Raw genomic sequence first — 12,159 nt, 5'->3', positions numbered from 1 at the left:
GACCACTGAAATGAATCCAGAGAACACTCCCGTTTCACCGATCATGCCCGGCGCCTGGCTGGGGATGGTCGGCGGCGGCCAGCTCGGCCGCATGTTCTGCTTCGCGGCGCAAGCCATGGGCTATCGCGTCGCCGTGCTCGATCCCGACGAATCGAGCCCCGCCGGCAGCGTGGCCGACCGTCATTTGCGCGCGGCCTATACCGACGAAACGGCGTTGACCGAACTGGCGCGCCTGTGCGCAGCCGTCTCGACCGAGTTCGAGAACGTGCCGGCGGCAAGCCTCGATTTCCTCGCGCGTTCCACGTTCGTGAGCCCGGCCGGGCGCTGTGTCGCGATCGCGCAGGACCGTATCGCCGAAAAGCGCTTTATCGCGGAGGCGGGCGTGCCCGTGGCGCCGCACGTCGTCATCGAATCGTCGGATGCGCTGGCCGCGTTGGACGACGCGCAACTCGGCGAGGTGCTGCCCGGCATCTTGAAGACGGCGCGGCTCGGCTACGACGGCAAGGGCCAGGTTCGCGTGGCCAGCGCCGAGGAAGTGCGCGATGCATACAGCGCGCTCGGCGGCGTGCCTTGCGTGCTCGAGAAGCGCCTTCCGCTGAAGTACGAGGTGTCCGCGCTGGTGGCGCGCGGCACGAGCGGCGCAACGGCGGTCTACCCGCTCGCGCAGAACCTGCATCGCGGCGGCGTGCTGGCGCTGACGGTCGTGCCCGCGCCCGACGCGTCCCCCGCATTGAGCGAACAGGCGCAGTTGGCGGCGATCAGCATCGCCGAGAAGCTTGGGTATGTCGGCGTGCTCTGCGTCGAATTCTTCGTGCTCGAAGACGGTTCGCTCGTCGCGAACGAGATGGCGCCGCGGCCTCATAACTCGGGACACTATACGGTGGACGCTTGCGCCGCGAGCCAGTTCGAGCAGCAGGTGCGCGCGATGACGGGCATGCCCCTCGGCGACACGCGGCAGCACTCGCCGGCCGTCATGCTCAATATCCTCGGCGACGTCTGGTTCCCCGTGGATCCGAAGGGCGCGGCCAGCGCAACGCCCGTTACGCCGCCGTGGCACGAAGTGGCCGCCATGCCCGCCGCGCGGCTGCATCTGTACGGTAAGGAAGAGGCGCGGCCCGGCCGTAAGATGGGGCACGTGAACTTCACCGCCGCCTCGCTCGACGAAGCGCGCACGGCCGCTCGCGATTGCGCGCGGCTGCTGCATATCGCGCTCGCTTAAGGCGCTTGAGCAGGGGCTCATCGACGATGACCGACCGTTCGACTTCCTCCGCTGCGTCCTCGGGCCCAGTGGTGTCCGACACGCAGATCGACGAAGCGGCGGCGCTGCTCGCTGCGGGCGAACTCGTCGCGTTCCCGACCGAGACCGTCTACGGGCTCGGCGGCGACGCGCAAGACCCCGAGGCGGTTGCCCGCATTTACGCGGCGAAGGGCCGGCCGGCCAATCACCCGGTCATCGTCCATCTCGCGCCGCACGGCGATCCCGGGTATTGGGTCGATCATTTGCCCGCCGACGCGCAAAAGCTCATCGATGCGTTTTGGCCGGGCCCGCTCACGCTGATCCTTACGCGCGCCGCGCGTATTCCGGCCGCGGTGAGCGGCGGCCAAGACTCGGTGGGTTTGCGCTGCCCGTCGCACCCGGTTGCCCAAAGGCTGCTCCAAGCGTTCGACGCGCGGCGGGGCGGCCATGGCGGGGTGGCTGCGCCATCGGCGAACCGCTTCGGCCATGTGAGCCCGACTACTGCGCAGCATGTGCGCGAGGAGTTCGGCGATGCAATCCACGTGCTGGACGGCGGCGCCTGCGATGTCGGGATCGAATCGACGATTCTCGACTTGTCGCGAGGCTTTCCTGCTTTGCTGCGCCCCGGGCGCGTGACGCCGCGCGAAATCGCCGATGTGCTCGGCGTCGCGCCGCGTTTGCCCGACGGCAGCGATGCGACGGCGCCCCGCGCGTCGGGCACGCTGAAGGCCCACTATGCGCCACGCACCCCCTTGGCGTTGCTGCCGTTCGAACTATTGGAGCCGGAGCTCGCCGCTGCGCACGCTACAGGCGCGCGTATCGCGCTCGTCGCGCGGTCATCGCGAGCGGGTGCTTGGGCCGATGCGCACAACGTGCATTTCGTGGCGGCGCCGGAGGATCCGCACGTCTATGCGCGCGAGCTCTACGGTTTGCTCCGTGCGCTCGACCGTGCGCAAGTTACGCGTATCTTCGTCGAGAAGCTTCCCGATACGCTTGAATGGATCGCGGTCAACGATCGGCTCGGCCGCGCGGCGGCGGCGTTCGAAGCGCGCGATTGACGACGCTTGGCCGATGTCTGCGTCATCGGCGCCATGTGAAATACAAAAGCAAACGCCCGACTCGATGAGAGCCGGGCGTTCTCGTATGGGCATCGCAAACGGCCGTCTAACCCAGCCGTCTCACGCCGCGATCACGTCAGTGACCGATACCCGCAGCCGCGATTTTCGATTCGACGTACTGCGCGAACAGCAGGTGCGTGCGCGTCGCCGGATGGACGTTATCCGCGAAGATGTACGTCTGGTCGGCGTTGGCGGCCGTGAGCGTCTGCTGCGAACAGAACAGCGAAGAAGCCAGCGCGGCGCCGAAGGCCTGGGCCGTCTGCCCCGGCAGGAGCACGCTCGGGTTCTGCGTGGCGTATGCCGTCGCCGACGTTTGCATCATCGTCAGGTTGCAAGCCGTGTCCGTATTCGCCACGGAAAAGCCGTTGCCCTGGTAATTGGCGATGAGGTTGTCGAGCCAAGTGAACGAATCGACGGAAATCACCGCGCCGGCCGGCAGATGGGCAGCCTGCAAGCCGGCCGCTACGATCCCGTTGAACGTTTGAACGATGCCCGAGGTGAGCTGTTGCGCCGTCGCACCGTTCTGGAGCCCGATCTTCACGCCCTGCGGGGTTTGGCCGATGTCCGGCACGTTGACGAAGACCACATGGGTCGCGCCCTTGGCGACGATCGTGGCGACCTGCGTGACGAGCGCTTGCGCCGCCGGACCGAGCGTGGTGCTGACTTCCTTCAGAATGGCGTTCTGGGGCGTCATGCCGCCGCCGACGTCCGTCTGCACGGCGACCAAGAGCGCGTTCAGGTTCGCGAGGATATCGTTCGCGCCGCCTTCGACGAGGACGATCTGGTTCGAATTGAAGCTGCCGTTCGCGCTCAGGTAGTTCGCGACCTGCGTGACGATCGGGGTGGTCGTCGCGGCCATGTTGTTCGGCGCCCAGCCGAGCCCTTGTGCGTTGACGACCTCGGCTCCGCCTTGCGCATAGTCCTGACCGCCCGCCGCCGTCAGAGGCTGGCCGAAACCGCCGACGACAGCCGGCGTGAGCGTACCGCCGTAGTAGTTCGCGACGTTTTGCGTCCAGACTTGGCCCGGGTTCGTCGTGAACCGGCCGCCGCCGAATTGAGCGGCGACGACCGGGGAGTACGTGCCGGCGTCCGACAGACTCGTGCCGAACGAGACGACTTGCATCGACACGCCGCCCGCCGGCGTCGTGCTGGCCGACGAGTCGGAGCCGCCGCCACCGCCGCCGCAAGCGGCCAACAGCGCGAACGCCGCGGCTGCGATCGAGGTTTGCGCCACGCGCAGCCAAGTGTTGTTCTGGGTCTTTTTACGGTGTTCCATCGACTTCATCTCCTCGTATATGCGGCATGGCCGTGATGTGATGCTTGCTGCATGAAAACCGACGCGGTGGACCTCTTTCCGAGCTGGCGGACCTCGCAGCCGCCTGCCCGGCACGACGCTCGCGTCGCTTACTTCGTTATGTTTCTCTCGAGACCGGGGCGCGGGGCGCGGCCGGACCGGCCGCCTCGCGGCTCGGGCCGTCGCGCTCGCCCGCTTGTTCGGCGCGCATCGCGTGATAGGCGCTCGCCCATTCCGGCGGCCCGAAAACCGCGCGCAGTTTATCGCCGAGACGCGGCGCGTGCAGCGCATCGCTCAGCATCGCGCCCCATTCGTGGAACGTGGCGGTCAAGGGGTTGTGACTGCGAAGCGGCTCGACGATGCCGTATTGCGGCGCGTCTTCGGGGTCTTCCGGAACGTAGCTGCCGAACAGCCGGTCCCAAATGACGAGTACGCCGGCGTAATTGCGATCGATGTAGCGCGGGTTGCGCGCGTGATGGCACCGGTGAATGGAGGGCGTGTTAAAGACGTACTCGAGCCATCCCAGCCGCCCGATCGCTTGCGTATGCACGAAGAACTGAAAGGCCAGGTTGACGAGCACGATCGCGATGATCTCGTTGGGCGGGAAGCCGATGAGCGCAAGCGGGATCCAAAAGGCCCACATGCCGGCGATCGGATACATCAGGCTTTGCCGGAAGGCCGTCGATAGATTCAGGCGTTCCGACGAATGGTGCACGACGTGCGCGGCCCAGAACCAGCGAATGCGGTGACTGCAACGGTGGAAAACGTAGTAGAGCAGGTCTTGTGCCACGAACAGGACGAGAAACGAGACCCAACCGCCGTGCCAAGTGAAAAGCCGGAAATGCGTATAGACGTAAGCGTAGACGGGTACGACCGCGAGCCACGCGAGCTTGTCGGCGCCTTGATGCATGAGGGCGAGCGCGGCGTTGCACAGCGTGTCCGGCCAACTGTAGAGCCGAGCTAAGCGGCGTGTGCGCGCGAAGTGCCAGGCTTCCCAGGCGATGCAGGCGAGAAAGACGGGCGCCATGGCGAGTAGAAGCAATTCGGCGTCGAATTGCATGACGTCTTCCTCCTTCGTGTCTCGTCGTTATGGGGCCCCCGCCGGCGCGCGGGGCAAACGCATCCATCCGGTCAAGTGCCGGTCGTTGCCCGACAGCGTACACGCTCGCGTCCCGCCCCGCGTCATTTCCTCGTAGAAGAAGTATTCGATGGTCGACGCCCGGCGCAGTGGGCCGGGCGCATGAAAAGCGCTTAGCGCAAACCCCGATAGACCCACTCGAGCAGCGCGTCGTGGGCCGCGCGAGCCTGCTCCGCGCGCGGTGCGTTGATGAGGCTGACGACGACGTAGCTCTCGCCGTTGGCGGCGGCCACGTAGCCCGCGATCGCGCGCACGTCGTTCAGCGTGCCGGTCTTGATATGCGCGTTGCCGAGCACGGGCTCGTTGCGCAGCCGATTGCGCATGGTGCCGTCGACGCCCGCGATCGGTAGCGACGCGACGAACACTTGCGCAACGGGGCTCGCGTTCGCGCTCTGAAGCAGGTCGGCGAGCGATTGCGCGCTCACGTGCTCGTCGCGCGACAGCCCGGAGCCGTTTGCCAGCGACAGCTCGGGCATCGGGAGCCCCTGCGTGTGCAAAAAGCGCTCGATCACCTGCGCCGACTTTTGCGGCGTGGCGGGCGGTTTGTCGACGACGGCGCCGATCGTCAGGAATAGATTGCGCGCCATCACGTTGTTGCTGAACTTGTTGATGTCGCGAACGATGTCGCCGAGCGGCGGGCCGCGGTGGACCGCGACGAGCCGCGCACCGGCGGGGACGGGGCCTTCGTGGGTCGTCCCGTTGAACGTGCCGCCCACCGAGCGCCACAGGGCGAGAAAGCCGCCCGCGAAGAACGCGCTGTGATCGAGCACCGCGACGTTGATCGTGCGCGGGCCGCAGCGCAGCGGGTATTCGCCGGAGAACAGCGCATCGACGATGCCGTTCGGCTGCGGCGTGACGTTCGGCGTGAGCGCCGTGTCTACGCCGACGCACGGACCCGGGCTCGCGCGCAGCGAGTTGTCGATTTGCAGTTGCGCGAGTGCCGGGAGCACGTCGATGGCGACGTTGCCGTCGGCTGAGGGCGTGAGCGTGAACGAGAGCGACTTGAACGCGTACAGCAGCGGATCGGGTCCGACGTTGTACGGCGCGTTCACGTCGCCGTCGAACGGCGGAGCGTCGCGCGTGGACGGATCGAAGAAGCGTTTGTCGAGCACGAGCGTGCCGTCGATGCCCGTGATGCCGGCCTGCTTGATCTTATCGACGAGATCGATGAGCTCTTCGGGCACGAGCTTCGGATCGCCCGTGCCCTGAATGTACAAATTGCCGTGCAGCACGCCGCTGCCGTCGACGTTGCCGTCGGCGTAGGCGCTCGTGCGCCAGCGGTAGTCGGCGCCGAGGATGGACAGGCCCGAGTAGGTCGTGACGAGCTTCATCGTCGAGGCCGGGAGCATCGGCGTATCGGCGTTCACCGCGACGACGGGCGTGCGGCTGCCGATGCGCTCCACGACGACGCTGATGTCCGACATCGGCACGCCCGCGCGCTTGAGCGCGCTCGTGACGGACACCGGCAGCGGGGCGGGGGCGGCCGCGGGGTGCGCGTGGCGGTGGAACAGTTTGATCCGCGCATCGGCCGGGCCGGCGGTAGCGATCCCGGCCACGGCGGCGAGCGCGCAAAGCGCGCGCAGCATCGCCGCACCGCGCCGAGGGCGCATGACGAGGCGGGACGAAGCGGACGTTGGAGACAGATCGGAGGCGACAGAAGGGCGAGGTGAAACGAGCGTGGCAATCGACATGAAAGGATGCGCAAAGGACCGATGGCAAAGGCGGTGGGCGCGACGAAGCGGCCGAAGCGCTCATTGTATGGGGCAAGCGGCGGCTCGTGGGCGCGAGGCGTCGACGCCGGACCCGCTAGAATGCGCTATCTGAACTCACGGACGCGTTGCGCGTGAAGCGATGCGAATACTACTAGTCGAAGACGACCGCATGATTGCCGAAGGCGTGCGCAAGGCGCTGCGCGGAGAAGGGTTCGCGGTCGACTGGGTTCAAGACGGCGAGGCCGCGCTGACCGCCGCGGGCAGCGAGACCTACGATCTCGTGCTGCTCGATCTCGGTCTGCCCAAGCGAGACGGGCTCGAAGTGTTGCGGGCGCTGCGCGCGCGCGGCAATGCACTGCCGGTGCTGATCGTTACGGCGCGCGACGCCGTCGCCGACCGCGTGAAGGGGCTCGACGCCGGTGCCGACGATTACCTCGTCAAACCGTTCGATCTCGACGAACTCGGCGCACGGATGCGCGCGCTGATCCGGCGCCAGGCCGGGCGCTGCGAATCGATCATCCGTCATGCCGGGCTCACCCTCGATCCGGCGGGGCACCAAGTCACGCTGGACGGCGCCCCCGTCGCGCTTTCCGCGCGCGAATTCGCGCTGCTCGAAGCGCTGCTGGCCAGGCCCGGCGCGGTGCTCTCCAAAGCTCAGCTCGAAGAGAAGATGTACGGCTGGGGCGAGGAGATCGGCAGCAACACCGTCGAGGTCTACATTCATGCCTTGCGCAAGAAGCTCGGTGCGGATCTGATCCGCAACGTACGCGGCCTCGGCTACATGATCGCCAAGGAATAGGGACCGAAGGCTTCGATGCAATCCATTCGCCGTCAACTGCTGTTTTGGCTGATCGGGATCGTTTTGGCGGGCGTGGGCCTGGCCGGTTGGCTCATCTACCGGCAGGCGCTCGCCGAGGCCAACGAACTCTTCGACTATCAGCTGCAAGAAATTGCCGCGGCCCTGCCGTCCGAGCCGTTCGCCCAGATCTTCGGAGCTCACAACGATGCCGACGAAGGGATCGTCATCCAGATCTGGAGCCGCACGGGTTCGCTGATGTACTACTCGCATCCGCGCGCGCCGCTGGCCCCGCGGGCGGAACTCGGATTTTCGACCGAGCGCACCGACCGCGGCGATTGGCGCGTGTACGGCGCGATCGTGGGCGATAACGTCGTGCAGCTTGCGCAGCCTTTGTCGGTGCGTAACCGGCTGGCCGCAAACGTCGCGCTGCGCACGCTCTGGCCGCTTATCGTGCTGCTGCCGTTTCTCGGGGTGGCCGTCTGGGGCGTCGTCGGACGCGGGCTCGCGCCGCTCAGGCGCGTGACGCGCGCGCTCGACGCGCGTCGTCCCGAAGCGCTCGATCCGCTGCCCGATGCGCGTTTGCCGCTGGAGGTGCGGCCGCTCGTGCGCGCGCTCAACGGACTGCTGGCGCGGTTGTCGGCGGCGCTCGACACGCAGCGCGCGTTCGTGGCCGATGCGGCCCATGAACTGCGTACGCCGCTCGCAGCCGTCCAGATTCAATCGCAACTCGTTGCGCGCGCGCAAGACGCCGACGCGCGCCGCGAAGCGCTGGCGGATCTGCAAGCCGGCGTCACGCGCGCAACGCGGCTGGCCGAGCAGCTGCTCGCGCTCGCGCGCGCGGAACCCGACGCCGGCGCGGTCAAGGAGGCGGTCGATCTACGGATGTTGCTGGCCGATTGCGTCGCCGCGCATGCGCCGATCGCACAACGCGCCGGTATCGATCTGGGTTTCGAACGGGCGCAGGCGGCGACGGTTGCGGCCGATGCCGATTCGCTACGCGTGATGTTCGGCAATTTGCTCGACAACGCCGTCAAGTACACGCCCGCCGGCGGCCGTATCGACGTGAGCCTCTCGGCCGACGCCGAAGGCGGCCACCCCAGCGTGCAAATCGCCGATAGCGGGCCGGGCATTCCCGCCGAGGAACGTTCGCGCGTGTTCGACCGGTTCTATCGCGACGCCTCGGCGCGTGCGCGCACGGACGTCTCGGGCAGCGGTCTGGGTCTGGCCATCGTCAAGCGCGTTGCGACGCAGCACAAGGCATCGATCGAACTCGGCGACGCGTCGCTCGGCGGTCTGCTCGTCACCGTCCGTTTTTGAGGGCACGAGGCGGCGCGCCCGCGCCGTCGCCACCCCTGTGAGCCCGACAGCCCGGGCCGATCGGACGGATTCACGGTTAAGTCTCCTTTAAGACAGCCCTTTTACTCTGCCTGACATCAAGCAAGGAGGCCTTTCCCCATGAACGCAAAAACGCTCTCTCGCGGCGCCGTGGCCATTGCCGTGGCGGCTGCGCTTTCCGTCGGTTACGTCGCCGGTACGCGTCACACCGATCCTCAGATCATTTCGTCCGCGCAAGCGGCCGCGCTCATGCCGGCCGAAGCCGCCGCGAAAACCGGTGTGCCCGATTTCTCGGGCCTCGTGGAAACGTATGGGCCGGCGGTCGTCAACATCAGCGCGAAGCATGTCGTGAAGCAGACGGCGCGCCGCTCGATGCAGCAGTTGCCCGTGGATCCGGACGATCCGTTCTTCCAATTCTTCAAGCGCTTTTACGGGCAGTTCCCGGGCTACAACGGCGGCGATAACGGCGGCGGCCAGGAAGACGTCCCGAGCGCGAGCCTCGGATCGGGCTTCATCATCAGCAACGACGGCTATATCCTGACCAACGCGCACGTGGTCGACGGCGCGAACGTCGTGACGGTCAAGCTCACGGACAAACGCGAATTTCGCGCGAAGGTGGTCGGCACGGATAAGCAGTCCGATGTCGCGGTGCTGAAGATCAACGCGTCGAGCCTGCCGACGGTGAAGATCGGCGATCCGACTCAAAGCAAGGTCGGGCAGTGGGTCGTCGCGATCGGCTCGCCGTACGGCTTCGACAACACGGTGACCTCGGGCATCATCAGCGCGAAGGCGCGCTCGCTGCCGAACGAGAACTACACGCCGTTCATTCAAACCGACGTGCCGGTGAACCCCGGCAACTCCGGTGGACCGCTGTTCAATCTGCAAGGGCAGGTGATCGGTATCAACTCGATGATCTATTCGCAAACGGGCGGCTTCCAGGGGCTCTCGTTCGCGATCCCGATCGACGAGGCGATGCGCGTGAAGGACGAACTGGTCAAGACGGGCCATGTGAGCCGCGGCCGTTTGGGCGTGGCGGTGCAAGGCGTGAATCAGACGCTGGCCGACTCGTTCGGGCTGCAAAAACCCGCCGGCGCGCTCGTGAGCTCCGTCGATCCGGGCGGCCCGGCCGCGAAGGCAGGCTTGCAAGCAGGCGACGTCATCTTGGCCGTCAACGGCAACGCCGTGAACGATTCGACGGATCTGCCGTCCCAGATCGCAAGCATGAAGCCGGGCAGCAAGGCAACGCTCGACGTCTGGCGCGACAAGTCCAAGAAGCAAGTGACGGTCACGCTCGGCTCGCTCTCCGAAACGAAGGTGGCCGACGCAAGCGCGCAGGCTTCGGAGCAAGGGCGGCTCGGCGTTGCGGTGCGTCCGCTCACGCCGCAAGAGCGTAACGGCAGCTCGCTCTCGCATGGCTTGCTCGTGCAACAGGCGAGCGGCCCGGCGGCGAGCGCGGGCATCCAGCCCGGCGATGTGATCCTGGCCGTCAACGGCCGTCCGGTTACCTCGGTGCAGCAGTTGCGCGAGGTCATCGCCAAGGCCGGCAACAGCGTGGCGCTGCTCATCCAGCGCGACAACGCGCAAATCTTCGTGCCGGTCGATTTGGGCTGATGTTTGCACCGGTTCCCACGCGTACGGGCGCTATCGTAAAGCGCGCGCCCGTCGCCGGGAACGCGGTTTGCATGCTTGTTTCCCATGGCGCCCAAGTTGCTTAGCGACCGGCGCGCAACAAAAGGAGCGATGCATGAAAACGCGAACCAGCAAGAAAGCGGCGATCGCCGCGGTGGTAGCGACGGCGGCGCTCGGCTTCACGGCCGCCGCATTCGCACAAGCCTCCGACACGGTCGGCGGCACGACCACCGACATGACCAGCGCGGGCAACGTGAACGGCGGTGGCATGCCGCAAATTCAACAGCAAGGCGATATCTCTTATGTATCCGGTGGCGTCGGGACCGACGAGTCGGCCGCCCTCAAGAGCGCCGAGCACCAGTGGCCGCTAGCCATGCGCTTCACGGGGCCGGGCGCGGACTATCTGTCGGACGTCCATGTCCGCATCGTCGGCGCTCACGACACGCAAGTTCTGAAGGCCGACGCACGCGGGCCTTATATGCTCGTGAAACTGCCGCCTGGCCGTTACACCGTGCATGCGCGCTACAAGGACGAGGACCAGACGCGCCAGGTCAACGTAGGAAGAAAGCCTGGCGCACGCGCAGATTTTCACTGGAATACGCAATAGTGAATAGGTCGGCCGCGCATGCGGTCTGACTTTCGTCGATAATGAAGCCACGGGCGCCCGCTCGTGGCTTTTTTTGTGCGTTGCACACGGGCACCCGGCATACGCCTTGCGAGAGGAATTGCCATGACGAATGCCGATGCCACACACCGTATCGAGATTGCGCCGAACGCGCACCGTCTGCGGGTCATCCATCGCGGGATCACCATTGCCGACACGCGCCGAGGACTGACGCTGCGCGAAACGGGATTGCCCGAGGTCTTTTACTTTCCGCGCGAGGACGTGAACATGACGCGTCTGCACCGCTCGGAGAACGCGTCGCATTGTCCGTATAAAGGCGACGCGTCGTACTTCCATTTGCTGACTGAAGAGGACGGTCCCGTGGTCGATGCCGCGTGGAGCTACGAATCTCCGTTGCCCGGTGCCGAGGCGATCAAGGGATGCGTGGCGTTCTATTCGTCGCGGGTGGACCGTATCGATCAGACCTCATAGACGAGGCAGATCGAGGAGGCCGCCATGGAATTGACCGACGCGCTGCGCATTCCGCTTGCCCCATCCGCCGTCTGCGATGCGTTGCAAGACACCGCATTGTTGCGGGCGAGCCTTGAAAACTGCGAAACGTTCACGCGGACGCCGAACGGCGAATATCTGCTCGCCTTGACGGTGCCGCTCGGGCCGCTGCGCGCGCATTACGACGTGCGCGCGCACTTGGGAAGGTTCGAGTCGCGGCCGGCGGGCGAGGGCGAGGGGGCTGGCGCGCCCTGCGACGGCCTGCACCGGACGCTCAATTTCAAGGCCTGCGCCAACGGTGCCGGGTCGTTACGCGGTCAGATCGACATCGCTTTACACGGCGACGAATTTTCGGGCGAAGGCGGCGAGGCTTGCGCCACGCGCATCGACTATTCGGTCTGGGCCACGTTGACCGGACCGCTCGCCGAATTGCCTCCGCGCCAGATCGAGAACGCGCTGCACGAGTTGGCCGACGACTTCTTCGCCGAATTTTGCGCCGTGGTGGAAGCCAAGCACGGTAAGCGCGCGAACCGCGCCGCGACCGGCCCACGCCGGCAGCATGTCTTCTTGCGCCCGGCCGGCTTAGCCGGTCTCGGCCGCAAGGCGTGGGAGCACAATGCCGCGGCTGTAGTCGGCGGGCGCGCCGCGGGGACGCTGGTGTCGCCGCGCGGCGCGCAAGGATTGCACCGTGCCGCGTCGCCGCAGGTCATGCCGGTGTGGGGTTGGGCGGCCATCGTGGTGCTCGTTGCCGTGCTGCTCTACGCGTCGCATTGGCTCGGCTGA

General features: G+C 66.6%; 11 protein-coding genes. 8 read left to right on the top strand and 3 right to left on the bottom strand.

Annotated features, from left to right (window positions below; translation table 11 throughout):
• Window positions 1-10: 10 nt before the first annotated feature.
• Window positions 11-1,219 carry a 5-(carboxyamino)imidazole ribonucleotide synthase gene (locus AB1286_RS08400; protein WP_430362835.1) on the top strand — a complete coding sequence of 403 codons (1,209 nt, stop codon included), beginning with the start codon at window positions 11-13 and terminating at the stop codon, window positions 1,217-1,219.
• Between the two features lie 26 nt (window positions 1,220-1,245).
• On the top strand, window positions 1,246-2,295 hold the full coding sequence (locus tag AB1286_RS08395) for an L-threonylcarbamoyladenylate synthase (protein ID WP_430362834.1): 1,050 nt from the start codon (window positions 1,246-1,248) through the stop codon (window positions 2,293-2,295).
• 136 nt (window positions 2,296-2,431) lie between these two features.
• On the opposite strand, the gene AB1286_RS08390 is transcribed toward AB1286_RS08395, so the two are convergent.
• The 3 genes from AB1286_RS08390 to dacB all read right to left on the bottom strand — a co-directional run bounded on the left by AB1286_RS08390 (window position 2,432) and on the right by dacB (window position 6,478).
• On the bottom strand, window positions 2,432-3,640 hold the full coding sequence (locus AB1286_RS08390) for an SGNH/GDSL hydrolase family protein (RefSeq protein ID WP_430362833.1): 1,209 nt from the start codon (window positions 3,638-3,640) through the stop codon (window positions 2,432-2,434).
• A gap of 127 nt (window positions 3,641-3,767) precedes the next feature.
• The gene (locus AB1286_RS08385; RefSeq protein WP_430362832.1) at window positions 3,768-4,709 is read right to left on the bottom strand and encodes a sterol desaturase family protein; all 942 of its coding nucleotides are present in this window, start codon (window positions 4,707-4,709) and stop codon (window positions 3,768-3,770) included.
• A 191-nt stretch (window positions 4,710-4,900) separates the two neighbouring features.
• Window positions 4,901-6,478, bottom strand: coding sequence for a D-alanyl-D-alanine carboxypeptidase/D-alanyl-D-alanine endopeptidase (dacB, locus tag AB1286_RS08380; RefSeq protein WP_430362831.1), 1,578 nt, complete (start codon window positions 6,476-6,478; stop codon window positions 4,901-4,903).
• Window positions 6,479-6,638: 160 nt separating this feature from the next.
• Between dacB and AB1286_RS08375 the strand changes: the two genes are divergently transcribed.
• From AB1286_RS08375 to AB1286_RS08350, 6 genes are all read left to right on the top strand, one after another.
• Entirely contained in the window at window positions 6,639-7,298 is a 660-nt protein-coding gene (locus tag AB1286_RS08375) for a response regulator (protein ID WP_430362830.1), read from the top strand.
• Window positions 7,299-7,313: 15 nt separating this feature from the next.
• On the top strand, window positions 7,314-8,615 hold the full coding sequence (locus AB1286_RS08370; protein WP_430362829.1) for an ATP-binding protein: 1,302 nt from the start codon (window positions 7,314-7,316) through the stop codon (window positions 8,613-8,615).
• 138 nt (window positions 8,616-8,753) lie between these two features.
• Window positions 8,754-10,244, top strand: a complete 1,491-nt coding sequence (locus tag AB1286_RS08365; RefSeq protein WP_430362828.1) for a DegQ family serine endoprotease — start codon at window positions 8,754-8,756, stop codon at window positions 10,242-10,244.
• A gap of 133 nt (window positions 10,245-10,377) precedes the next feature.
• Window positions 10,378-10,869, top strand: a complete 492-nt coding sequence (locus AB1286_RS08360; RefSeq protein ID WP_430362827.1) for a carboxypeptidase regulatory-like domain-containing protein — start codon at window positions 10,378-10,380, stop codon at window positions 10,867-10,869.
• Between the two features lie 123 nt (window positions 10,870-10,992).
• Window positions 10,993-11,358 carry a DUF427 domain-containing protein gene (locus AB1286_RS08355; RefSeq protein WP_430362826.1) on the top strand — a complete coding sequence of 122 codons (366 nt, stop codon included), beginning with the start codon at window positions 10,993-10,995 and terminating at the stop codon, window positions 11,356-11,358.
• A 24-nt stretch (window positions 11,359-11,382) separates the two neighbouring features.
• Window positions 11,383-12,159 (top strand): CoxG family protein, encoded by a 777-nt coding sequence (locus tag AB1286_RS08350; RefSeq protein ID WP_430362825.1) that lies wholly within the window; start codon window positions 11,383-11,385, stop codon window positions 12,157-12,159.

Source organism: Trinickia sp. NRRL B-1857, assembly GCF_050470685.1.
Lineage (GTDB): Bacteria > Pseudomonadota > Gammaproteobacteria > Burkholderiales > Burkholderiaceae > Trinickia.
Note: the sequence above shows the minus strand (reverse complement) of the source record. Positions and strands in the feature narration are given on the sequence as shown.